This window comes from Sphingomonas panacis, assembly GCF_001717955.1.
GTDB lineage: Bacteria > Pseudomonadota > Alphaproteobacteria > Sphingomonadales > Sphingomonadaceae > Sphingomonas > Sphingomonas panacis.
The window spans coordinates 663141-687741 of the sequence record NZ_CP014168.1; the positions used below are offsets into that span (position 1 = coordinate 663141).

Annotated in this window: 20 protein-coding genes and 1 tRNA gene; 5 read left to right on the forward strand and 16 right to left on the reverse strand. The window is 66.6% G+C overall.

Going from position 1 to position 24601, the window contains the following annotated elements; translation table 11 throughout:
• Positions 1–1650, forward strand: coding sequence for an alkaline phosphatase D family protein (locus tag J0A91_RS03085; RefSeq protein WP_069203686.1), 1650 nt, complete (start codon positions 1–3; stop codon positions 1648–1650).
• Positions 1651–1678: 28 nt separating this feature from the next.
• Positions 1679–2752, forward strand: coding sequence for a DUF2252 family protein (locus J0A91_RS03090; RefSeq protein WP_069203687.1), 1074 nt, complete (start codon positions 1679–1681; stop codon positions 2750–2752).
• Positions 2753–2890: 138 nt separating this feature from the next.
• Here the strand turns inward: J0A91_RS03090 and J0A91_RS03095 are convergent, their stop codons facing one another.
• The 3 genes from J0A91_RS03095 to J0A91_RS03105 form a co-directional block, all read right to left on the reverse strand.
• Entirely contained in the window at positions 2891–3097 is a 207-nt protein-coding gene (locus J0A91_RS03095) for a cold-shock protein (RefSeq protein ID WP_069203688.1), read from the reverse strand.
• 185 nt (positions 3098–3282) lie between these two features.
• Positions 3283–3999: a polyamine aminopropyltransferase gene (locus J0A91_RS03100; RefSeq protein WP_069203689.1), complete on the reverse strand. Its 717-nt coding sequence runs from the start codon at positions 3997–3999 to the stop codon at positions 3283–3285.
• A gap of 239 nt (positions 4000–4238) precedes the next feature.
• Positions 4239–4313 (reverse strand) — tRNA-Thr (locus tag J0A91_RS03105).
• Positions 4314–4376: 63 nt separating this feature from the next.
• Between J0A91_RS03105 and J0A91_RS25040 the strand changes: the two genes are divergently transcribed.
• Complete coding sequence (locus J0A91_RS25040) at positions 4377–4508, forward strand: hypothetical protein (RefSeq protein WP_276204604.1); 132 nt, start codon at positions 4377–4379, stop codon at positions 4506–4508.
• Here J0A91_RS25040 and J0A91_RS03110 read toward each other — a convergent pair.
• A complete protein-coding gene (locus tag J0A91_RS03110) occupies positions 4498–6294 on the reverse strand; it encodes an aminopeptidase P family protein (protein WP_069203690.1) in 1797 nt (598 codons plus the stop codon). The two genes, J0A91_RS25040 and J0A91_RS03110, sit on opposite strands and share 11 nt — an antisense overlap.
• A gap of 116 nt (positions 6295–6410) precedes the next feature.
• Between J0A91_RS03110 and J0A91_RS03115 the strand changes: the two genes are divergently transcribed.
• Positions 6411–8474: a S9 family peptidase gene (locus tag J0A91_RS03115; RefSeq protein ID WP_069203691.1), complete on the forward strand. Its 2064-nt coding sequence runs from the start codon at positions 6411–6413 to the stop codon at positions 8472–8474.
• A gap of 113 nt (positions 8475–8587) precedes the next feature.
• Here J0A91_RS03115 and J0A91_RS03120 read toward each other — a convergent pair whose 3' ends face one another.
• The 12 genes from J0A91_RS03120 to J0A91_RS03175 form a co-directional block, all read right to left on the reverse strand.
• A complete protein-coding gene (locus J0A91_RS03120) occupies positions 8588–9727 on the reverse strand; it encodes a GNAT family N-acetyltransferase (RefSeq protein WP_069203692.1) in 1140 nt (379 codons plus the stop codon).
• 9 nt (positions 9728–9736) lie between these two features.
• A complete protein-coding gene (locus J0A91_RS03125) occupies positions 9737–11092 on the reverse strand; it encodes a glycosyltransferase (protein WP_240502182.1) in 1356 nt (451 codons plus the stop codon).
• A gap of 49 nt (positions 11093–11141) precedes the next feature.
• Positions 11142–11960 carry a L,D-transpeptidase gene (locus tag J0A91_RS03130; protein ID WP_069206982.1) on the reverse strand — a complete coding sequence of 273 codons (819 nt, stop codon included), beginning with the start codon at positions 11958–11960 and terminating at the stop codon, positions 11142–11144.
• A gap of 59 nt (positions 11961–12019) precedes the next feature.
• Positions 12020–12295: a hypothetical protein gene (locus tag J0A91_RS03135; protein ID WP_069203694.1), complete on the reverse strand. Its 276-nt coding sequence runs from the start codon at positions 12293–12295 to the stop codon at positions 12020–12022.
• A 245-nt stretch (positions 12296–12540) separates the two neighbouring features.
• Complete coding sequence (locus tag J0A91_RS03140) at positions 12541–13398, reverse strand: fumarylacetoacetate hydrolase family protein (protein ID WP_069203695.1); 858 nt, start codon at positions 13396–13398, stop codon at positions 12541–12543.
• A gap of 1 nt (position 13399) precedes the next feature.
• A complete protein-coding gene (gene lldD / locus J0A91_RS03145) occupies positions 13400–14569 on the reverse strand; it encodes an FMN-dependent L-lactate dehydrogenase LldD (protein WP_069203696.1) in 1170 nt (389 codons plus the stop codon).
• 10 nt (positions 14570–14579) lie between these two features.
• Positions 14580–15311, reverse strand: a complete 732-nt coding sequence (locus J0A91_RS03150) for an SDR family oxidoreductase (protein WP_069206983.1) — start codon at positions 15309–15311, stop codon at positions 14580–14582.
• A gap of 36 nt (positions 15312–15347) precedes the next feature.
• Complete coding sequence (locus J0A91_RS03155) at positions 15348–17435, reverse strand: pectate lyase (protein ID WP_069203697.1); 2088 nt, start codon at positions 17433–17435, stop codon at positions 15348–15350.
• Positions 17425–18297, reverse strand: a complete 873-nt coding sequence (locus tag J0A91_RS03160) for an amidohydrolase family protein (RefSeq protein WP_240502183.1) — start codon at positions 18295–18297, stop codon at positions 17425–17427. The genes J0A91_RS03155 and J0A91_RS03160 overlap by 11 nt, the downstream gene beginning before the upstream one ends.
• Positions 18264–19547, reverse strand: a complete 1284-nt coding sequence (locus J0A91_RS03165; protein WP_069203698.1) for an MFS transporter — start codon at positions 19545–19547, stop codon at positions 18264–18266. The genes J0A91_RS03160 and J0A91_RS03165 overlap by 34 nt, the downstream gene beginning before the upstream one ends.
• A complete protein-coding gene (locus J0A91_RS03170; protein WP_069203699.1) occupies positions 19544–20653 on the reverse strand; it encodes a mandelate racemase/muconate lactonizing enzyme family protein in 1110 nt (369 codons plus the stop codon). The genes J0A91_RS03165 and J0A91_RS03170 overlap by 4 nt, the downstream gene beginning before the upstream one ends.
• A gap of 83 nt (positions 20654–20736) precedes the next feature.
• Complete coding sequence (locus J0A91_RS03175) at positions 20737–23619, reverse strand: TonB-dependent receptor (protein WP_069203700.1); 2883 nt, start codon at positions 23617–23619, stop codon at positions 20737–20739.
• A gap of 260 nt (positions 23620–23879) precedes the next feature.
• Here J0A91_RS03175 and J0A91_RS03180 point away from each other — a divergent pair, with 260 nt between their 5' ends.
• A complete protein-coding gene (locus J0A91_RS03180) occupies positions 23880–24599 on the forward strand; it encodes a GntR family transcriptional regulator (RefSeq protein WP_069203701.1) in 720 nt (239 codons plus the stop codon).
• Positions 24600–24601: the final 2 nt, after the last annotated feature.

Sequence of the window (24601 nt, forward strand, 5' to 3'; positions counted from 1 at the left end):
ATGACCGATCACACCCCCCGCCCCGCCGCCGCCCGGCTCGATCGTCGTTCCTTCCTGCTGACCGGCTCGCTCGGGCTGGGCGCTTTCGCGGTGCCCGGCTTCGCGCAGACGCCGAACGTCACGAGCGGGCGCGGCTTCACCCACGCGGTGGCGAGCGGCGAGCCGGGGCCAGATTCGATGCTGCTGTGGACGCGCTACGTGCCCGCCAGCGGCGACGCGGTCGAGCTTCGCGTCGAGATCGCCGAGACGCCCGACTTTACCCGCGTGGTCGCCAGCGGCGCGCAGATCACCGGCCCGTGGCGAGACCATACCGCCAAGATCACGCTCGACGGGCTGAAGCCCGGCACGACCTATCACTACCGCTTCATCGCGCCCGACGGCGCCTTCTCCGCCGTGGGCCGCACGCGCACCTTGCCCGAGGGGCCGGTGTCCAATTTCCGCGCGGCGATCTTCTCCTGCTCGAACATGCCCTATGGCTATTTCAACGCATACGGCCATGCCGCCGCGCGCGACGATCTCGATCTCGTCGTCCATCTCGGCGACTATCTCTACGAATATGACCGCAACCATTATCCCACCCCGGCGGAGGCGGTCGGCGGGCGCGTGCCCGAGCCGGCGAGCGAGCTGATCCACCTCACCGATTACCGGCTGCGCTACGCCAGCTATCGCAGCGACCCCGATCTCCAGCGGCTCCACCAGCTCCAGCCGATGATCGCGCAGTGGGACGATCACGAATCGGCGAACGATAGCTGGGAGGGCGGCGCCGAGAACCATCAGGCCAATGAAGGCAACTGGACGCTGCGCAAGATCGCGTCGATCCAGGCCTATCGAGAGTGGATGCCGGTTTCGGACGAACCGTGGAAAGCCTATGACATCGGCGATCTCGCGACGCTGTTCCGCACCGAGACCCGGCTGCTCGCCCGCACCCAGCAGCCCGATATCGCGCCACTGTTCAAACAGGCCGATCCAATCGCCGCGCTCAAGGCGTTCCGCGATGGCGCGTGGATGGACCCGGCCAAGACGATGATGGGATCGCAGCAGGAAAGCTGGCTGGCGCACGCAATGCGCGCCTCGGTCAAGCAGGGGCAGCGTTGGCAAATGGTCGGCTTCGGCACGATCCTCGGGCAGACGGTGATGCCCGAGATCGCCGCGAGCTGGCTCTCGCCGACGGGGCCTGCGCGCGCGAAGGCCTATGTGACGGCCGGCATCGCTGCGGCCAAGCTCGGCCTGCCGTTCAACTACGACAATTGGGGCGGCTACCCGGCGGCGCGCGCGCGCTTCCTGCGCTCGGCGCAGACGATGGGCGCCAACCTGCTCGTCCTGTCGGGCGACAGCCACAATGCCTGGGCCTATGATCTCGCGCAGGACGGCAAGCCCGCCGGCGTCGAGTTCGCCGGGCACAGCGTGACCTCGCCCGGCTACGAATCGCAGATGGGCATCGACCCCAAGACGGTCGCGGCGGCGCTGGTCTCTGGCAATCCCGAACTCAAATGGTGCGACACCAGCCGTCGCGGCTATATGGCGCTGACGCTCACCCCCGACAGCGCGACCAACGACTGGATCATGGTCGATACGATCAAGGCGCACTCGACCAAGGCAAGCATCGGACATACCGCCAAAGTCGCGCGCGGACGCAACGTGATGGCGTAACGCGTCACGCTCGGCCTAGGGTCGGCGGATGAGCGATATCCACGAGTCGATCCAGCGCTACGAAGGCTGGCTACGCGCGCAACTCGGCGACGACATCATCGAGAAGGATCTGGTGCGCAAGCGTGCGAAGATGGCGAAGACCGCCTTCGTGTTCCTGCGCGCGACCTATTGGCGCTGGGCCGAGACGATCCTGGCGGTCTGCCCCGATCTCGCCGACGCCCCGCCGGTGCTGGCGATCGGCGACACGCATCTCGAAAACTTCGGGACGTGGCGCGATGCCGAGGGCCGGCTGGTGTGGGGCGCGAACGATTTCGACGATGCGGCGGTGATGCCTTGGCCGCTCGACCTCGTCCGCCTCGCCGCGTCGGCGTTGCTGGCCGGCGGCGAATCGGCGGAGGATATATGCGACGCGCTTTGGGACGGCTATCTCGCCGGCCTCGCCAGGCCGCACCCGCTGATCCTCGAACGCGAGCATCGCTGGCTGCGCCGCGAGATGATGCTGCCGGAGAAGGAGCGCGCCGACTGGTGGCGCAAGCTCGCGCCCGGCGGCAAGGCGCGCAAGGCCGGCGCGGCGGCGCCCGAGCGCTTTCACGCGGCGCTGGCGGCGGCGTTGCCGGTTGCGGCATCGGGTTCCGAATTGCCGATCTTCGCGCGCACCGCCGGCACCGGCAGTCTCGGCAAGCCGCGCTACACCGCGCAGATCGCATGGCTCGGCGGCCCGGTGGTGCGGGAGGTGAAGACGATCCTGCCCTCGGCCTGGGCGGTGTTCGGACCCGGCAGCGACGCTACGATCCGCGCCGGTACGATCGCGCATGCCGAGACTCGTGCGGTCGATCCGCACTACCGGGTCGAGGACGGTCTGGTGGTGCGGCGGCTTTCGCCCAACAGCCGCAAGATCGAGGTCAAGGACGCGGGCGCGGTGCTGATGTCGGCGGAAATGCTGCGGCTGATGGGGCGCGAGATCGCGACCTGCCATGCCGGCGATGCCCTTAGGCGCGACGCGGTTCGCGCCGATGCGGCGCAGCGCACTTCGGGTTGGTTGCGCGGCCATGCCCGCGCCGCCGCGAAGGCGGTGAAGCACGATTACAAGGCGTTCGCCTGAATCGGCCTGGAAGGTGTTGGGAGCTAGGGTGCGCCGTTGGGCAGCACGGTCGGCGTCATCACAAGCACGCCGGTAGATTTGCTGGAACCGGGGCGAACGGGGTTTCCCACATCCGCCCCGGCACCAAAGCCTGTCGGCTCAGGCGTTCTGCAGGTTTACCGCAGACGCCTTGCCGCGCTTGTCATTCTCGATGTCATACGAGACGCGCTGATCGGTCTCGAGCGTCGACATGCCGGCGCGCTCGACAGCGGTGATGTGGACGAAGCTGTCGCTGCCGCCGTCTTCCGGCGCAATGAAGCCATAGCCCTTGTCGTTATTGAAGAATTTTACTTTGCCGATCGGCATGAGAGCGTTCCTTTCGCAAGGTGGGGAGACCCGCGCGTGAAAGCGCACGGGGCCAGAAGCGTGAAAGGGAAGACTCAGCCCGGAAGCGTTGATTTTCCGCCGCAGGCGACAATAGCCAGACCGCTATACAAATATACCCGGATAAATCAACCGGCGCGACCAAGATATATTCCGACGAGCCTGTGTCACGCTGCCGATAAGGACCGACTATCGGCGTTTCCGGCGACGACGACGTCCGGTTTGATCGCAAGCCAGATCGTATAATGTTTGGGTTCACGGCTGCCGACCGCGTCGATCCGCGCGCTATCCACGGTAAAACCTGCCCCGACCAGCCGATCGACGAAACCGTCGTCGTCATAGGCCGACCAGATCGCGAGCACGCCGCCCGGGCGCAATGCGGCATAGGTGGAGCGCAGGCCCCAGTTGCAATAGAGTCGGTCGTTGGCAGGGCGAATGAACCCGTCGGGGCCGTTATCGACATCGAGCAGGATGGCATCGAAGCCCTCGGGCGAATCGATGATGACGTCGTGGACATCGCGGATCGCCAGCGAGACGCGCGGATCGGCGAGATGCCCGCCGAACAGATGCGCCAGCGGGCCAGTCGCCCAGGTCACCACGGTCGGCACGAGTTCCGCCACGACGATCGCGGTGCTGTCCGGTAGCGCGGCCAAGGCGGCGCCGAGCGTGAACCCCATGCCGAGCCCGCCGATCAGGATTCGGTCACGCCGCGGCCCCATCCGTCCGATCGCGAGCGAGGCTAGCGCCTTCTCGGAATCGAAGTCCTGGCTGCCCATCAGCTCGTCTTCGCCGAACTGGATCGAGAAATCGGAGCCGCACTGCATCAGCCACAATTGGCCGCCGCCGGGAATGTCGGCCGCGTCGATTCGTTCGATGGGTTTCATGGCTTCAATCCGATCGAACAGGTCTTCGCGGGTGAAGGCTTTGCTGCGCCACGCCGCGATCTTCCGGCGCCATACGCGACGCCCTCATCGGCGGGGCCGAACCCGCCGAACGCTCCAAGTCTCTCCGGCACGCCGGAGGCGCGTCCATGAGCGAGTCCGCCGCCAACGTCCACCGCGAAGATTCGCCGGCGCGTTGCCGGCCCCCTGAGGGGGTATCTATCCAAACCGATCGGGGAAAATGGTGCTGCCGGTGAGGATTGAACTCACGACCTCAGCCTTACCAAGGATGCGCTCTACCACTGAGCTACGGCAGCATTTCCGGTTATCGCGGAGCGCGCCTAAGAGACGAGCCGGACGACGTTGTCAAGGCTGATGCGATGAGTGAGACCAAGGAAACACGCGAAGAGCGGCTCGCGGCGGCGCTTCGCGAGAATTTGCGCCGCCGCAAGGCGCGTGCGCGCGGTGCCGAGGCCGATCCGATCGCGGATACCGACGCGCCTAAGCGATAGGCGCGCATTTCGCGGTCAGCCACGCCCGCTCGGCCTCGTCCATCTGCGGTGCCAGCACCGCGACCACGCGCGCGTGATAGGCGTCGAGCCACGCGCGCTCGGCGGGGCTGAGCATCTCCGCGACGATCAACGCGCGTTCGATCGGGCAGAACGTGAGCGTCTCGAAGCCGAGCATCGCCTGTTCGCCGCCGGCGATCTCGCGCGGCTCGACCAGAATCAGATTCTCGATGCGGATGCCGTATTCGCCGGCCTTGTAATAGCCCGGCTCGTTGGAGAGGATCATACCAGCGCGCAGCGGCTCGGACGGGCCGCCGCCGGGGTAGAAGGGCTGCGCGATCCGTTGCGGGCCTTCATGCACCGACAGATAGGCGCCGACGCCGTGGCCGGTGCCATGCGCGTAGTCGAGCCCAGCTTCCCAAAGCGGGCGGCGCGCGAAGCCGTCGAGCTGGCCGCCGGTGGTGCCGGGCGGGAAGATCGCGGTGGCGAGCGCGATATGGCCCTTCAATACGCGCGTGAAGCGGTCGCGCATTTCCTCGCTGGGGGTGCCGACCGGAATCACGCGAGTCACGTCGGTGGTGCCGTCGCGATACTGGCCGCCCGAATCGACGAGGTAGAGCTGGCCCGGCTCGATCGGCGCGTTGGATTCTTCCGTCACCTTGTAATGCGGGCTGGCACCGTGTGCGCCGGTGGCGGAAATCGTATCGAACGAACTGTCGAGCCACACGCCGGTCGCTTCGCGGAACGCCTGCAACCTCGCCGCCGCGGAGAGTTCGGTCTCGCCGCCCGCCGGAAGCGCGGTCTCGGCCCAGCGCAGGAAGCGCGCCAGCGCGGCGCCGTCGCGCGCCGAGGCGGCACGGTGGCCAGCGATCTCGGCGGGGTTCTTGGTCGCCTTCGCGAGTACGGCGGGGTCGCGTAAAGGGAGCACGGTCGCCCCGCCCGCCTTCAGCGAATCGAAGATCGCCGCGACCGCGCGTTCGGGGTCGGCGGCGACTCGCTTGCCCGCGAAGCCCGCCAGCGCGGACGCGAAATCGGCGCGGTCGCGCAGCCGCACCGCATTGCCGAGATGCTGGCGCACCGCGTCGTCGATCTTCTCGGGCGCGACGAACAGCTCGGCGGTGCCATCGGCATCGACGACCGCATAGGCGAGCGCGACCGGCGTATGCTCGACATCGCGTCCGCGCACGTTGAGCACCCAGGCGATCGAATCGAGCGCGCTCAGCACCACCGCATCGGCCTTGCGCTCGGCCAGCCAGTCGGCGATCAACGCCCGCTTCTCCGCCGACGACGCACCAGCGACGGCATCGTCCTGCACCACCAGCCGCGCGTTCGAGGGCGCGGGGTGGTCGGGCCAGACGGAGTCCACGGGATTGGTATCGACCGGCACCAGCGCCGCGCCGCGCTCGGCGAGCGTGCGGCTCGCCTCCGCCACCCACGCGCTGGTATGAAGCCACGGATCATAGCCGATCCGCCCACCCTCGGCGGCATGCGCGCCGAGCCACGTGGCGACGCTGGTCGCAGGCACGCCGACGAACTGCCAGTCCTCCGCGGAAACCTGCTCGCGCACCTGCAAGGTATAGCGCCCGTCGGTGAAGATCGCCGCTTCCTGCGGCAGCACCACCGCCGTGCCGGCCGATCCCTGAAACCCGGTCAGCCACGCAAGTCGCTGCGCATATTCGCCGACATATTCGCTCATATGCTCGTCGGTGAGCGGCACGACGAAACCGTCGAGCCGGTCGCGGGCGAGCTGTTCGCGGAGGGCGGCGAGGCGAGCGGAATAGGTCGACATGAGACGGTCCTGCGGATGGCGTGCGAATGCGAGCAGTGTATGCGGCGGCGCGTGACGACGCGAGGCCTTTCACCCGGCCATTGCCGCCGGGCCACCCGCACCCTAGGTCTGCGCGCATGACCGAAACGCCCAAGCCGCCGATCGCGGCGCGTCGCCCGCACAGCTTCACACTGCACGGCATCACGATCGAAGACCCGTATGCCTGGCTCAAGGACGCGGGCTATCCCGATGTCACCGACAAGGACGTGCTCGCCTATCTCGACGCCGAGAATGCCTATTTCGAAAGCATGATGGCGCCGCACCGCCCGCTGGTCGACCGGCTCTACGAAGAGATGAAGGGCCGCATCAAGGAGGACGAATCCTCGGTGCCGCAGAAGGACGGCGACTGGCTGTACTGGACCGCGTTCGAGACCGGCGGCGAATATCGCTTGTGGTGGCGCAAGCCCGTCGCGGGCGGGGACGACCAGTTGATCCTCGACGAGCCGGCGCTGGCGAAGGGCAAGGAATATTTCCGGCTCGGCACGCTCTCCGTCAGCAACGACGGGAAGCTGCTCGCCTATGCAATCGACGACAATGGCTCGGAGCGGTTCGAGCTGCGCGTCAAGAACCTCGAAACCGGCGAGCATCTGCCCGACGTGATCCCCGGCACACTCTCCGAGATCGTCTGGACCGCCGACGACAAGGGCTTTCTCTACGGCCTCGCCAACGAGCAATGGCGCACCGACAACGCCCGGCTGCACTGGCTCGGCACCGATCCGAAGAACGATATCGAACTGTTCCGCGAGGCGGACGAAGGCTACCGCGTCGGCATTTCGGAAACGAGCGCGCGCAACTGGATCATCATCGGCACCGGCGATCATGTCACCAGCGAAGTGTATCTGCTCCCCGCCAACGATCCGCTGGCCAAGCCGCTGCTGGTCTCGGCGCGGCAGCCGGGGCGCGAATATGATGTCGACGAGCATGACGGTACGCTGTTCATCCACACCAACGACATCGATCCGATGTGGCGGCTCTGCACCGCGACCATCGACGCGCCCGGCGAATGGTCCGAGCTGATCGCCCCCTCCCCGCATTTCTACATGACCGGCGTGGCCTGTTTCCGCGACTTCTTCATCGTCGATGGCCGCGAGGACGGTCTCGATCAGGTCGAAATCCACCGCTACGATCCGGCGATCGCACCCCAGCGCATCGTCTTTCCCGAGGCGAGCTACGACGCCGGCCTCGGCGACAATCCCGAATATGCGATGGACGTGCTTCGGCTCGGCTACGAATCGATGGTCACGCCGGGGACGGTCTACGACTATGATGTCGCCAGCGGCGAGATGACCGTGCTCAAGGTGCAGGAGATCCCCTCCGGCTACGACGCGGCGAAGTACCGCACGGAGCGGCTCAAGATCATCGCGCGCGACGGCATCGAGGTGCCGGTGTCGATCGTCTACCCCAAGGATTTCCCGAAGGACGGATCGGCGCCGCTCTTCCTCTACGCCTATGGCGCCTATGGCCACGCCATCCCGCCGGGCTTCTCGACCGGGCGGCTGTCGCTGCTCGATCGCGGCTTCGCTTATGCCATCGCGCATATCCGGGGTGGCGACGATCTCGGCCAGCAATGGTATCACGACGGCAAGCTCGAAAAGCGCACCAACACGTTCAACGATTTCGTCGATGTCGCGAAGGGGCTGATCGGGCAAGGCTGGACCAGCGCGGGCAAGATCGCCATCGCGGGCCGCTCGGCGGGCGGCGAGCTGATGGGCGCGGTGGTCAATTCCGATCCCGAGCTATGGGGCGCGGTGATCGCCGACGTGCCGTTCGTCGACGTGCTCAACACGATGCTCGACGACAGCCTGCCGCTGACGCCGGGCGAATGGCCCGAATGGGGCAATCCGATCGAGGACAAGGCGGCGTTCGAGCTGATCCACAGCTATTCGCCTTACGATCAGGTGTCCGCGCACGCCTATCCGCCGCTGTTCATCTCGGGCGGCCTCAACGATCCGCGCGTGACCTATTGGGAGCCGGCCAAATGGGCGGCGAAGCTGCGCGCGACCAAGACCGACGACAACGTGCTGTTCCTCAAGACCAACATGGGCGCGGGCCATGGCGGCAAGTCGGGCCGGTTCGAGTCCTTGCGCGAAGCGGCCGAGGAACATGCCTTCGTGCTGTGGCAATTGGGTATCGAGGGTTAGACGGAACCCTACCCCTCTCCCGTTCGCACTGAGCGTGTCGAAGTGCGTGCCAAGCAGCGCCACACTTTGGGGCACGTGCTTCGACTGCGCTCAGCACGAACGGATGCGGGGAACTAAGCCTTCCGAAACGGCGTAAGCTCGGCCAGATATTCCTGATCGTGCTCCACCGAGGCGCGCTCGCGCACCAGGAAGTCGGCGATGGCGCGGCGGAAATTGGGGTCGGGGATGTAATGCGCCGACCAGGTCGGCACCGGCGCATAGCCGCGCGCGAGCTTGTGTTCGCCCTGCGCGCCCGCCTCGACCACGGTCTTGCCGAGCGCGATGGCGGCGTCGATCGCCTGATAATAGCACAGTTCGAAGTGGAGGAACGGCACCTCCTCGGTACAGCCCCAATAGCGGCCGTAGAGCGTATCCTTGCCGATCAGGTTGAGCGCGCCGGCGATCGGCCGGCCGTCGCGTTCCGCGAGCATCAGCAGCACCTTGTCCCCCATCCGCGCGCCGAGCAGTGAGAAGAAGTCGCGCGTCAGGTACGGTCGCCCCCATTTGCGCGAGCCGGTATCCTGATAGAACACCCAGAACGCATCCCACGCCGCTTCGGTGAGGTCACGTCCGGTCAGGTGGCGGACGGTGATGCCGCCCTCCAGCGCGCCGGCGCGTTCCTTGCGGATCGCCTTGCGTTTGCGGCTGGAGAGCGCGCCCAGGAACTCGTCGAAGCTGGCATAGCCGTCATTGTGCCAGTGGAACTGCGTGCCCTCGCGGATCAGCCAGCCCGCCGCCTCGAACAGCGGCACCTGATCGGGCGCGACGAAGGTCGCGTGCGCCGAGGACAGGCCGTGCCGGTCGGTGACCGATTCGAGCGCGGCGATCAGCGCAGGCGCGTGTGCGGAATCGCGCAGCAGCAGGCGCGGCCCCGGCGCTGGCGTGAACGGCACCGCGATCTGGAGTTTGGGGTAATAGTCCCCGCCCGCCCGCTGGTACGCATCGGCCCAGGCATGATCGAAGACATATTCGCCCTGGCTGTGGCTCTTGGCATAAGCGGGGGCGATCGCGACGGGCTTGCCGTCCTTGCCCTCGATCAGCACCGGCACCGGTTGCCACCCGGTCTGCGGCGTCGCGCTGCCCGAGTCTTCGAGGATCGACAGGAAGGCATGGCTGAGGAAGGGGTTGTCCTCGCCCGCGCAGGCGTCCCAGTCGGCGGCGGGCACCGACGAGACACCGTCGGCTAATCTGGCGGTGACGTCGGTTTTGCTCACGCGCCCAAGCTAGGGGGTAGGCGCGGCTTTTCCAACCGCCGTCTGCGCGAGTGGCCAGCACAGCAGCAGCAGCAGGAACGGCGTGACGAAATCGCGATGGCGCTCGCCGAACTCGAACCAGATGCCGAACAGCGCGAGCTGGAGGACGCAGGCCGCGATCAGCAGCAGCAGCGTGCCCGGCACCGCCCGCCCGCACGCGCGCCACGCCGCGAGCGCGAGCAGACCGGCGTGGCTGAGGTACGACAGCGGCCACAGCAACGCGGCGAGCGATCCGCCGATGGTCGGGCTCATCGCCTCCAGCCGCACCACACCGAAGACGCTCACCGCGCAGGCCCGCACGAATTTGGTGAGCGTCAGCCGCGCGAAGCCGAGCGGATCGCGCCCGATCCACTCCACCGCCAGCGCGCCGGCGCGCTTGCCGACGGTGATCTCGGGCAGGTCGCGCAGTTCGGGCGGATATTCCATCCAGTTGCCGGTCGCGTGCGCGTTGTTGCCGACCCACAGGCTCAGCCCGCCCGCGCTGGTCAGCGGCACGAACGTGCCGAACACCAGCGCGTTGCGAAGCCACCATGGCAGCATCACCAGCACCGCGACGGGAACCGCCATCAACCCGCGCCGGAGGACGGCGGCGAACCCGATCCGCCGCCACAGCACCAGCCCCATCAAAGCCGCGAGCGGCGCCTGCCCCGGCTGCGTGAGCGCGAGCAGCCCGGCGATCCCGCCGAGCACGATCGCACCGCGCCAACCCCGACGCTCACTCAGCCACGCCAGCGCGAGCGCCAGCACGAGCAATGCGCAAAATCCTTCCTTGGCGGCGAGCGGGGCGGAGAACACCACCGACGGCCACACCAGATACAGCCACGCCGCGCGGCACCCGGCCGCACCGCTGCCGAGCCGGGCGCCGAGCAATGCGATCAACATCGCTGCCGCGCCGTCGATCAGCGTACCGAACACCAGCAAGGACCATGTCGAAAAGCCCAGCACCGCGCCCCATCCCGCCAGCAGCAGCGGATACAGCGGCGGGTAGAAGGCGCGGCAATAGAGGTTCAGATAGCTCTCATAGACGCCGAAATCGCCGTGCAGCACGAGATTGCGCGCGAGTTCGACATAAGCGTGCGGATCGCCCGGCGAAATCCGGCCCGCGGCGACGAGCGCCGATCCGAAGCGCAAAGCGACGATGACGAGCGCCATGCCGATCAGGCTCGCCGGCCCCGGCCGGCGCGTGAGCGCGCGCACCCCCGCCGCCGCCGCGCCTGCCCAGCCAACGAACAGCAGCATGCCGCCCGCCGACCAGCCCCAGCGCGCGCCAAACCCCGGCAGCGACGCCAGAGCATAGAGGAACAGCAAAGCCAGCGCCGCGCGCATCCCGAATCGCAATGGGGATCGCCCCGCGCTCATACGCCGAACGCCCGGACTATTCGGAACGATCGCCACTCAGATAGGGCAGCAGGCGGACGCGCGGGAACACATCGTCGAGCGGCTTGGTGTCGGGCAGGATGTAGACAACGCCGCCGGCTTTCCGAAACAGCGGGCTCACATGCTTGGTGTAGAAGCTGGTGCCGACATTGATGCAGCCGAAGCTGATGCGATTGTCGTCGGGCGTCGGCGAGAGCAGCCGCGCGACACGGTGCTCCTTCTTGTTGGTGGTGATGACCGCGTGAAGCGCGACCGAATTGGCGTAATCGACCCAGAGCACGCGCGTATGCCCGAACGCCCTGCCGAATTTGGCAACGAACCGGCCCGCTGGCGTGGTCCGTTCGGCCGGGCCGATCTCGGACAGGTTCTTCTTGGTGCCGACGCCGGGTGTGGAATCGTCACCCACGCCCACGCCGATCAGCACCGGCGTCTGGCCGACGACTTCGCCATTCGCCTTGAACAGGAACAGCATCGCCGCCTGCTTGTCGATGACGATGTAGGGGAGCGAGCCATTGTCATGCTCGGCCGAAACCCAGCCCAGCACGCGGCTGACCGATTCGGACGGAGTGATCTCCACCGGCTTGGGTGCTTCGCCGGCTTTGGCGCCCTTGCGCTTGGCCGCAGCCGATGGCTTGGCGGCGCCTTTTTTCGGCGCGCCGGCCTTTTTCGGTGTCTTGGCCTTCTTTGCCGAAGACGCGGTTTTTTGCTGAGGCGCTGAGGCCGTCGGTGCTGCCACGACGGGCGACACCAGCAACCCGAGCACTGCCGCCGGGACCAGGCCCATGCGGCGAACGATACGAAACGGCTCTGTGAACATGATGGCCTTGTTCAACAGAGCCGTTCGCAAATGCAACAGTGTTTAGCGCGTTACCGCGATCAACCGCGCGGCTTGCGCTGACGGCGCTGCTGCTGTTGCTGCATCTGCTGATCGAGACCATCGACACGGCCCTGGAGCTGGTCGATGCGCTGGCCGTTCTGCTGCGCCTGGCCCGCTGCGGCCTGCGCCTGCGTGAGTGCCTGGCCGGCGGTGCCTTCGACAGTGTGCAAACGCCCGTCGATGCCATCGATCCGCGTGTTCACGGTGGCGATCTGGCTATTCACATATCCCTTGGTGGCGCAGCCACCAAGGCCGACCGATCCGAGCAGGATCATGGCGGCGGCTGAAGTCTTCGAAGGCAATGAAAGCATGTACGCACCTCTACGCGAAGGTTGGGGTGCGCAAGCCAAGCTCAGACCTCCGGGCTTGGCAATTTCAAATGGGTGAAATGTGCTCCGAACGCGATGGAAAGATTGATCGACGTCAAGATTGACTGCCTCTGGAGCGCGGTGGAGGCCGGCAAGAGCGGGTGAACGGGGGCCACATCACAGCAGCCCCCGATTCTTCCTTCGGTAACCGGTCAGCCCCTTGGCGCCGCCGCGACGCATGCCTGGCGCTGCTCACCGAGACCATCGATGCCGAGGCGGATCGTGTCGCCGGCCTTAAGATACCAGGGCTGCGGCTTCTGCCCCAGCCCGACGCCCGGCGGCGTGCCGGTGGTGATGATGTCGCCCGGCTCGAGCGTCATGAAGCGCGAGCAATACGCGACGATCTCGGCGACCGAGAAGATCATCGTCGCGGTGTTGCCGTTCTGGAGGCGCTTGCCGTTCACCTCGAGCCACAGGCCGAGCGCCTGCGGATCGCTCACCTCGTCCGTCGTCACCAGCCAGGGGCCGACCGGGCCGAAGGAGGGGAAGCCCTTGCCCTTGTCCCACGTCGGGCCACGCTCGGTCTGCCATTCGCGTTCGGACACGTCGTTGACGACGCAATAGCCGGCGACATGCGCAAGCGCGTCCGCTTCGTCGATATCGTGCGCCGCCGTGCCGATGACGACGCCGAGTTCGACCTCCCAATCGGTCTTGGTCGAATCGCGCGGGATGGTGACGGGATCGTTCGGCCCTTGCAGGCAGCTCACCCATTTGTTGAACACCACCGGCTCGGACGGGATCGGCAGGTTCGATTCGGCGGCGTGATCGGCATAGTTCAGCCCGATCGCGATGAACTTGCGCGTGCCCGCGACCGGCACGCCGTAGCGCGCACCTTCGGCGGCGAGCGGCAGCGTCTCGACCTGCACCGCGCGCAGACGCGCCAGTCCCTCGGCGGAGATCGCAGCGGCGTCGAGGTCGGCGACCACGCCGGAGAGATCGCGGATGCGGCCCTCGGCATCGACGATGCCCGGCTGCTCGGCGCCGGCCGGCCCAAATCGGCAAAGCTTCATATCAGGAATTCCTTCTGGTCGGATCGGAGGGATAATCGGCGAGAATGTTGCGATCGAGCGAGTCGATGCGGTTGCAGCCGGCGAGCGTCATGACCACGCGCATCTCCTTCTCCAGCATCGCCAGCATGCGATCGACCCCGGCCTCGCCCCCGGCGGCGAGCGCCCACAGCCAGGCGCGGCCGAGCAGCACACCGCGCGCGCCGAGCGCGAGCATGCGGACGACGTCGAGCCCGGAGCGGACCCCGCCATCGGCGAGGATCGTCATCCGATCCCCCACCGCATCGGCGATGGCGGGCAAAGCGCGCGCGACCGACAGCACGCCATCAAGCTGCCGACCGCCGTGATTGGACACGACCAGCCCCTGCGCGCCGTAAGCCGCCGCATCGCGCGCGTCGTCTGGATCGAGGATGCCCTTGATGACGAGCGGGCCGTCCCACGCGTCGCGCAGCCAGTCGAGATCCTTCCAGCGAATGCCGGGATCGAAATTGGCGGCAAGCCAGCCGATGTAATCGTTCATGCCGCTGTCCTTGCCCAGCACCGGCACGAGATTGCCGAGCTGGTGCGGGCGCCCGTTCAGCCCGACGTCCCACGCCCAGCCCGGCTTGCCGATCGTCTGAAGCGCGCGCCGCAGCGGCCCGTTCGCGCCCGACATGCCCGAGTGGAGATCACGGTGGCGGATTCCCGGGGTCGGCATGTCGACGGTGAAGACGAGAGTCGTCGCACCCTGCTCCCTGGCCTGCGCGATCAAATCCCGCATGAAGCCGCGATCGCGCACGACGTAGAGCTGGAACCACAGATCGACGTCGGGCGCCCCGGCGCGCAGTTCGGCGAGCGGGCAGATCGCCACGGTCGAGAGCGTGAAGGGGACGCCGTGCCGCGCCGCCGCGCGCGCCGCCTGCACCTCGCCGCGCCGGCGGAACATGCCGCCGATGCCGATCGGCCCGAGCGCGACCGGCAGCGGCATGCGGCGGCCGAACCACTCGGCCGAAAGATCAACCGTCGCCACATCCTGCAACACGCGCTGGCGAAGCGCGATGTCGGCGAGATCGGCGAGGTTGCGCCGCATCGTATGCTCGGCACCCGCGCCGCCATCGGCATAATCGAACAGGAAGCGTGGCAGCCGGCGCCGCGCGGCCTCACGGAAATCGTCGATCGCGGCGATGATCGTCATGCGGGCCTACTCACGCCATCGTCCAGCCGCCGTCGATCGCGATGGCGCTGCCGGTGATATAGCCGCTCTCGTCGCTTGAGAGGTACAGCGCGAGCTGCGCGATCTCCTCTGCGGTGCCGATCCGCCCCATCGGCTGGCGCGAGATGAAGGCGGCGCGCGCCGCATCGGCATCCCCGGTCGCGGCGAGGCGCTCGTCGAGCGAGGGCGACTGCACCGTGCCGGGGCAGATCGCGTTGCAGCGGATTCCCTGCCCGACGTAATCGAGCGCGATCGAGCGGGTCAGCCCGACCACCGCGCCTTTCGACGCGCAATAGGCGAGCCGGTTGGGCACGCCGATCATCGCGCCGGCGACCGAGGCGATGTTGACGATCGCGCCCCGCCCCGCCGCCAGCATCGCCGGCAGCACCGCCTGAGTCATGCGGATCGTCGCGCGGACATTGAGATCGAACGAGAGATCCAGCCCGCGCTCGGTGACGCTGAGCAGATCGCCGGCATCGACATAGCCAGCGCAATTGACCAGCACATCGACCGTCCCCGCCGCCGCACCGGCCGCCGCGACCGCCGCCGGATCGAGCAGATCGACGACGAGAGTCTCGGCGCCGCTGAGCGTCGCCAGCGCCTCGGCCTTGAGGTCGAGCGCGATCACCGCCGCGCCTTCCTGCGCGAACAATTCGGCGATGGCGCGGCCGATCCCCTGCGCGGCTCCGGTGACGAGCACGCGCTTTCCGGCGAGACGTGGCATGGTTTCGATGTCCTTCATGGTTTCGGGAATGTCGGGTCAGGGTTTCTCGGGTTCGATCCCGGCGTGGGCGATCACGTCCTTCGCCGCATCCGGCCACGCGCCCGGCGCCACCGCAAGGGTGTCGATATCGCGGTTGTTCACATACGGCGTCCACAATCCGGTGCGTCGCCCCGAATCGTGCCAGTTGCCGATCGCGGTGTTGTCCATCGCGGTGCGGCGGGGCGCGATGTCGAGCTGCGAATTGAGGTTCAGCCACACGCCGACATTGCTGACCACATTGTTGCGCAGCGTGACGTAGCGCGAGCCTTCGTCGAGATACATCGCGATGCCGTCCTTCACGTCATAAATGTAATTCTCCGCGATCAGCGCGCCGGGATCCGCCGACAGATGGTAGATAGCGCCGCCATCCGGGAACCATTGCTTCACGTCATGCACGCGGTTGCCGACCACCACGCTGTCGCGCAACGTCGTCGGCGTATCGTACATCAGGTTGCCGGGCTGGCTGTAATAGCCGCGATTGGCGGTGAGGTAGGCGGCGCTGCCGCCCGGATCGTTGACGCCCCAGCCCCAACCGATATCGATCCCGTCATACGGCGTGCCCGAGACGTCGTTGTGCCAGATCACCGCGCCGCTCGCATAGGTGACGAGGATCGCCGCCTGCTCGCGGTAATGCTGCGAGACCGTTCGCACGAGGTTGTTGCTGATGAGGATGTCGCGCACGCTCATTTCCGGGCGCGACGGGTGATGCGCGTCGGGCCGCACCCCGCCGACCATGATCGCCCCGCCGGCGAGATCGGTGAAGCGTGACCGGCGCACGTCGATCGCGCTGACACCGAGGCCGATGCCGCTGTCATTGGCGTCCGGGTTGTTGCCGATGCCGAGCGCGATCTGGCCGAGCTGGGTGAATTCATCGTGATCGAACACGATTCGCGTCGCCGCCGCGACCTGCACGGCGGCGGGCTGCTGCCGCCAGCGGTTGCGCATCGCCTCGAACGGCCAGCACCCCCATGAACAGTCGCGGATCGGATCGCCCGGATAACCGGCCCATTCGCCGGCCAGGAACGATCCGCTCTGCTGGCTGGCATAGCCCTCCGGTCCCGATGGCAGCAGCCAACTGGTGTGGCGGAAACTCAGACCCCGGAACTGAAGATCCTTGATCGTCTCGTCATAGCTGCCCGAGATCGAAAGCAGGAGTTCGAGGCGCGGCAGCACCACCTCGATCCGCTTCATGTCCTCGCCCGCAGCCGGCTTGTAGTAGAGCTTGCCCGCGTCCGGATCGGCATAATATTGCCCGGCTTCGCGCAGGAAGCTGAGCGAATTGACGAAGAACAGCCCGGCTTTGTCGCCCCAGACCGACCGCGCGAACGTATCATAGCCGACCAGATTGTTGCGCCAGCCGGGCTGTTGCATGACGATACGGTCGCCCTCGATCCGCTCGACCATCGCGTGACGATCGGTGAACCAGCCGGTCGCCTCGACCTCGATACGGCTCTGGTCGGGCAAATGTGCCAGCGAGCGCCAGGCGGGGTCGGTGATCTCGATGCCGGTCTTGTCGAACCGGAAGGCGGTGCGCGGCGCACGCACCGAGGCGCGCGGCGCCATGTGCCCGCCAACCCATAACTGGCGCGGATCGATGCCGCGCGGGATATCGGCCGACCAGATGCCGCGGCTGGCGTCCGCGAGCGTCCAGCCGGTGACCGGCGTACCGCCCGACACGATCGGATGCGCGCCCGGCGCGGCTTCCCAGCGCACCGTATAGCCGCCCTGCCCGCCGTCGGCGGCGGTGAAGCGCAACGGCGCGCTGAGCCGGTAGACGCCGTCCGCCACCCGCACGGTCACGTCGTGATCGCCGTTCAGCCGGCGCACCGCCGCCTGTGCGCGCGCGAACGTGGCGAACGGGTGCGCCGCGCTGCCGTCGCCCTCATCCGAGCCTCGCGGCGACACCGACAGGACGATCGGCACCGGATCGGGCCGGCGCGAGATATGGATGGCACCCGCCGTATGCGCCTTGCTGGCGGCCGGCGGCACATAGGTCGGAATATCGGAGGCAGGCTTGAGCTGCGCCGTGGCGGGAGCGACGGCGAGCGTCAGCGACGCGACGAGCAGAACACGATTACGCCGCATCCACGGTCTCCAAGGCATAGAAATCGATGGCAGCGCCGCCGAACAGCCGTTCGATGTCGGCCCCTGCGCGTCCGGCGAAGCGCAGCGCATCCTCATGCCATTGCCGCCAGCCATCGCCGGACAGCAGCAGCACCGGCCAGTCGCTGCCCCACATCAGCCGTGAGCCGAACGCGCGCACGAGATGCTCGACATACGGCATCAGTGCCTCGGCCGGCTGGCCGGGCGCCTGTTCGGTGCGCAATCCCGAAAGCTTGCAGTGCAGGCCGAGGCTTGCCAGCGCCGCGATCTCGTCCCGCCACGGATCGAGCGTCGCGGTGGCGGCATAGGGTTTCGCGGCATGATCGATCACGATCGGAAGATCGGGCCAACGTTCGGCGAAGCGCGCGAGCATCGGCAGGTGGCGCGGCTGGACCAGCGCGTCGAGCCGCAACCCCGCCGCCTGCATCGCTTCCAATGCTGGCACGAGCGCGTCCTGCAACAGCCAGTCGGTGTCGGCGATCGATTGCAGCATCGGCCGCAGCCCGCGCAGCTTGGGCCGCTTGGCCAGCGCGCGGATGCGATCGGGTGCGTCCGGGCTTGCCAGATCGACCCAGCCGACCACCGCGCACACCAGCGGCGTGCGCTCCGCCAGCGAGAGCATCCAGTCGGTATCCGCGTCGGTCGGCTGCGACTGGACGAGCACGCTGCCACTGAGCGGCAATCCCGCAGCGGCGGTGATCAGGTCATCGGCGCCGAAGTCGCGGTGGATTTCGGCCTCGGCGGCGGTCGGCCATTCGTGGCCCGCCGTCGCGAGCGACCAGAAATGCTGGTGTGCGTCGATCAGCGTCATCATCGCACCGACCGGATCGGCAGGACGAGACACGCGCCGAACACCACGAACACGGCGGAGACGACGAACAGCAGCGGATAATTGTTGCCGGTCGCGTGCAGCAACGCCGCCGCCATTACCGGGCTGAGGATCTGCGGCACGTTGATCGCCGTCGTCAGGATGCCGAGATCCTTGCCGGTGGAATCCTCGCCCGGCGTGGCGGGCGGCAGGACATGAGTCATCAAGGCGAGATCGACCGACATGAACGCACCGTAGCCAATCCCGATCAGCCCCGCATAGAGGAACATCCCGCGCAGATCGGGCGACAGCAGCGGCGCGATCTCCGCCAGCGCCATGACGAGACCGGCGATGAACACCAGCGGCTTCAGCCGGCCGAGCCGGTCGGACAGCCAGCCCGACAGCAGCCCCGATATCACCAGCGCGACGAACGTCAGCGACGACATCCGCGCGATCGTCAGATTGGCGGCGCTCTGGGTCAGGCCGATATGCCCTTCGAGAATGTAGAGCAGATAGGTCAGGATCGCCTGATAGCCCATGTAGATCGAGAACCGCCCGAACAATGCCCAGGCGAAATCGGGGTTGGCGCGCGGATCGATCCAGAAACTGCGCAGGAACGCGGTGATGCGGAACGGCGCTGGCGCGGCCAGCGTCGCGGGTAGCGGCGGCTCGGGGTTGAGCGCCACGAAGACGAGGCAGGCGACGATGATCCCGCCGCCGACGATCGCATACGCCAGGAACAGATGCCCCGCGAGCAGCCCGCCGAAGATCGTGCCAGCCGACACGCCCGCGGTCATGCTCGCGCCGACCACGCCCGATACCATGCCGCGCTCGCTGGGCAGAAAGCGATCGGCGACGATCGTCGTGATCGACGGCTGCATCGAATTGAGGCTGACCGTGGCGACCAGCCACAAAGCGGTGACACCGACGATGCCGCCACCGAACGGAATCAGGATCGTCGCCACGCCGCCGATGACGCCGCCGAGAACGATCCACGGCGTGCGTCTGCCGAACCGCGACCGCGTCCGGTCGGACAGCGCGCCCGATACCGGCGTGGTGATCGTGCTGAACACCGAGGTGATCGCATACACCACACCGAGCGTCGCCATCTTGCCCGCCGGATCGAGATTCTCGATCTGGTTGGGCAGCAGGACGCCGAGGATCGACGCGTACAGCGTGAGCAGAACGAAGAAGACGAAGCCGAGGCTGACGATCAGCCGCCACTTGCGCCCCCCTTCGACGGGGGTGGCGAGCGGTTCCGCATCGAGCCCGGCGCGCGTGGTCACGCAGCCGCGCTCGTCGCGTTCGGGAGAGCGCCGCCGCGCGCGCGCGCATCGGCGCTGAGGACGAGGCCGTGGCCGGGCGCCTCGCGGCCGTGGATCAGACCATCGGCCATCGCATAGGGTTCGTCGACGAGATGATCGAAATTCTGGAAGCTGTATTCGAGCCAGCGCACCCCCGGCAGTGCGAGCGCCATGTTGACGCCGATTTCCAGGAAGGTGTTGCCGAGCGTGACCTCGACATTCGCCTCGTTGGCGAGCCAGCCGGCGCGCATCACGTCCGAGACCTGGCCGTGGACGTTGAGCATGTCGCACGCGCGCGCCTCGACCAGTTTGCGCTTGCCGGTCAGGTCGAGATATTCGCCGGCGTTGATCCGGCTGACGCCGAGCCGGCGAAGCATCTTCAATCCATCGAAATCGTCGCGCGGGATCGGGTCTTCGAGCCAGTAGATGCTGTGCCCGGCGCGTTCGAAGCGACGCAGCGCCTGGATCGTCTCCTGTGCGGTCCACGCCTCGTTGGCGTCGATCATGACGGGACGATCGCTGCCGACCGCCTTGCGCAACAGATCGAGCCGGTGGACATCGCGTTCGAGATCGGGGTGGCCGACCTTGATCTTGTAGCCGAGAAAGCCGCGCTCGCGGGCGTTGCCGAACAGTTCGCTGAAATCATGATCCGACAGATGATAGTCGAGCCCGCTGGCATAGACGCCCACCGCGCTGCGCTCCGCCCCGAGCATCCGCCACAGCGGCAGCCCGGATTGCTTGGCGAACAGATCCCAGATCGCGTGCTGGAGCGATTCCTCGAACGGCAGCCCCATGCGCCGCACATTGCCGCCGCGCACGCGCCTGACCGCGATCGCGAGCGCAGCCGGGTGGCGCCCTTCGAGACCCGGCCAGGCTTCCGCCGCGAAGATGCGGTCGATCTCGGCCGAATCGGGCAGCGGGGTGAACAGCGACTGCGCGAACCCGAGGCCGACATTCCCCTTCGCATCGATCAGCTCGACCGCGACGAGTTGCACGCTGGTGGCACGAACCTGGGAATCACCGATCGTCCGGTCGCGCTCGAAAGCAAGGCGAGTCAGACGATACGCGACGATCGGCGTTGACGACATTTCTACGTTCCTCTGTGATATATCACCGTCTGTGGTGCAACGTCGGTGCGGAGGCAAGCCCTACCGCACCGACGCGGCCGGTTTCAGAATTTCACACGCACGCCGGCGTTGTACCGCCGCCCGGTCCGGCGATATTCCTGCGTGTTCTCTATCACGTTGGCGTAGTGGAACTCCTTCGAATCGGTAAGATTCGTCGCATTGGCCGTTAGGATAAAGTTCTTCGTCAGCGAGATTTGCAGACCGGCATCGAGCTGATCGTAGCTGTCGCTGAATTCGGGGACGCCCGTCTGAGTCTGCGGGGTGACGAGATAGCCGTCGCGCCGGGTATAGGAGGCCCGAAGCTGGATCGGCCCTTTCTCGTAGAAGGCGACGGCGGTGAAGGAATTCTTCGAAAGCCCCGCCAGCGAATAGGACGTCGAGGCTTTCGCCGCGTTGGTATAGCTCGCGTCGCTGTCGGTGTAGGTGTAGCTCAATTGCGTGCCGAGCCCGCTGAGCACGCCGGGCAGGAACTTGAACAAGGTGCGGTAGCTGAGTTCGACGCCCTTCACGGTCGCGCCTTTGCCGTTGACCGGCTGGTCGATGACGAACGTCACCTGATCGACCTTTTGGGTGCTGACCCCGCGCGTGATGAACGAGTCGATCGATTTGTAGAAGAACGTCGCCGACAGCAGCGAGTCGAGATTATAATACCATTCCAGCCCGGCCTCCGCCTGAGATGCGCGGAACGGCTGCAGATTGGGGTTGCCACGCGAGATACGTTCGTTGCCGGGATTGCTGGTGATGGACTGCGCTGGCGAAAGATCGGTCAGCGTCGGACGCGAGATGACGCGCGAGGCGGCCGTGCGGAAGACCAGCGTCGGCGTGATGTTCAGCCGCGCGTTCACCGAGGGTAGGATATCGGTGTAATGCCCCTTGAAGCTGAGCGGAGTCAGCCCCGACAGCAGGATGACGTTCTGCCCGGTGCCATTGGGCTTGGCGCTCAGCACCGTCTGCCCAGTACCCGCCGAACTGAAGTCGGTATCCTCGATCCGCACGCCGGTGTTGATCGCGATCGGCAGGTTGCCGAGATCGCCCTTGAACTCGGCCATCAGGTAGCCGAGCGCGACCTTCTCCTTCACCGAGGAGCTGGCGGCGGGATCGCGGACGATCGGCAACAGGCTGCCGCTGTGCAACTTTGGATCGGCGGTACTGTTCAGGCCGATCATCGTCTGGAACAGGTTGGCCGCGTTATAGTCCACCCAGTTCGAAGTATTGCCGCCGGCCGCGCCGTCGAAGAAGTTATACGTAGTCGGCGTGAACACGCTCGACGGCAACAGCACGTCGCTGCCGCAATAGGCACAGGCGTTCGGCTCGGTGAACCCGGTCGTGTTCTTGGTGCGCGACGAATAGCCCACCCCGCCGTACACCGTGATCTGACCGCCGTCATAGGAGCCGTCGAGATGCGCCTCGTTGATCGTGTCTTCGAGGTTCTGGCCTTCCGACGCCATATAATGCGCGAGCCGGTGGTTCACGTCGGTCGCGGCGTTGGCGTAACCCGGATTGCTGACCGTGAAGCTCGCCAATGGCGACCCGGTGTTGCGGTCATAGGTGTAATCCATGTGCTTGAGCCGCACCGTGGTGAACAGCCCCGCCGCATTGTCGTACTTGGCCTTGGTGGTATCGACATCCAGCGCGAGCGTGAACGGCCCGCTGCCCCATTTCGCGTTGAAGCCGAACAGATAGGTGGTGGACTTGGCCGGCCGGTCCTCCACGATCATATCGACGGTACCGTCGTGGAAGGTTTCCGATGTGGCGGTGCCGCCGACATGAACCGTGCGGCTCTGCCCATTCACCAACTCCGTCGTATTGGACCCGCCCGACACGATTTGATTGACGAGCGTCCCCCCGCTGAAGTCGGGCGAGATGCCCGAGCCATGATAATGCTCGTCATCGTGCGAATAGAGGCCGTCGAGGGTGAGAACGAGATTGCTGGTCGGTTTGAACTGGACGGTTCCGTCCACGCCGATACGCTTGCGATGCGAGAATTCCACCGTGTTGCCGAAATTGTGGTACATGTCGACGTTGCGGAACAGCGCCACCTTGCTGGTGTCGATGCGCGGCGCGCAGGCGCCGGCGGTCACCGCACCGACACACAGCCCGCCGCCGCTGGCGCCGACCGAGCCATAATAGCCATCGTCGAAACTGCGCGGATAGGAGCTCGCGCCCACCGAGAAATTGTCGGTGCGCTCGTTGCGTTCGTCATACGAACCCACGAGCGAGATACCCAAGGTGCCCGACTCGTTCTTCCACGTGACATAGGCCGCACCCGACGGAGTCGTCTTGCCGCCGAGTTCGTCGATGTTCGCGCGCAACGATCCGCCGCCGTAGAAGCCGGTGCGCTGCTCGAGTGGTCGTAGCGTGTGGATATCGACCGTCGCACCGATGCTCGCGCCATTGAGATTGGCCTGCGGACTCTTGAAGACATTCGCGCCGGCGATCAGTTCGGACGGCAGAATGTCGAAGTTGAACTCGCGCCCGGCGGTGTCGGTGGCGATGACGCGGCCGTTGACCGTGACCGTGTTGAACTGCGGCCCCAGCCCGCGGACCGTGACGCCGTTGCCGACCCCGCGATTGCGATCGATCGTGATGCCGGGCACGCGCTGAAGCGATTCCGCGACGTTCTGGTCCGGCATCTTGCCGAGATCCTCGCTCGCGATCGCATCGACCGAGTTGACCGCGTTGCGCTTGATGTCGATCGATTGCCGCTGGCTGGCGCGGATGCCCGAGACGATGATGTCCTGCGCAGCGTCGCTGACCGTATCGGCCGACGCCTGGGCAGGCGCGCTCGGTTGCGATGGGCCGGTGTTCCCCGGCGGCGTCGATCCGCCGCTCAGCGGAGCCGAAGACTGGGCCTGTGCCGCAGACGCCAGCAACACCGCCAACGTCGTCGTCGCAACGCCAGCGCAAAACCGTCGATCAGTTCGCATCCTACTCTCCCTGTGTTTTTATTGAATATATCAATACCGCCATACTGAAATATGTCAACGCATGTTGCTGGATTGTATCTGCGGTTTCGGTCGTGTGTGCGGACGCGGTTGATATTGCCCGGTATCGCTACCCGCTTGGATGCTTCGGCCACGATGCTCCGCTATCGCTGGTGTTTTTTTCCGTCTTCGGTTTAGGTTACGGCGATACAGGATGCGCTGTTCACCCACCGGGCCGGCGCGTCTCGCACAGGATATTTCGAATGCGCGCAGCAACGCTGAAGGCAACGCGGGAACCACCAGGGACGGCCTTTTCCGATCCGGCGGGCACGGACGACGACGCGAGCCTCGCCGACAAGGCCTATGCGGCGATCCTCAGGGGATTGTTCGACCGCTCGATCCCGTCAGGCGCGGAACTCTCGCAAGCCGATCTGATCCGGCTGCTCGGCATGACGGTGCAACCGCTGCGCGACGCGCTGCGCCGGCTGGAAACCGAGGGGCTGGTGACGATCCACGCGCGCTCCTGCATCCGGTTCGTGCGCGCGGACCTCGAATTGTCGCGGTCGACATATCAGTTTCGCACGTTGATCGAGCGTGGCGGCGCGCGCATCCTCGCGGAGCGCGGCGATGCTGCCGAGATACAGGCGCTGGTCGACGATCATCACGCCTTGATCGCACGACTGGAGAGTTCGGCCTGGAGCGCGGAGGAAAATGTCGCGCTCGATCTGCTCGAAGAACGGCTGCATGGCGCGCTCATCTCCGCGCTGCGCAACGAGTTGATCGAGAATACGGCGCGACGGCTCAAGAATTACGTCACTTTGGTACGCCTCGACTGGCTCACCACACGCCCGCTCGCGATCCGCACGCTGCGCGAGCATCTCGAGATCCTCAACGCCTGCGTGGCGCGCGACGCGGACGCCGCCGAGGCCGCGCTGGTCGCGCATTTTCAGCTCGCGCTGCAACGCCTCATCGGGATGGAATAAGC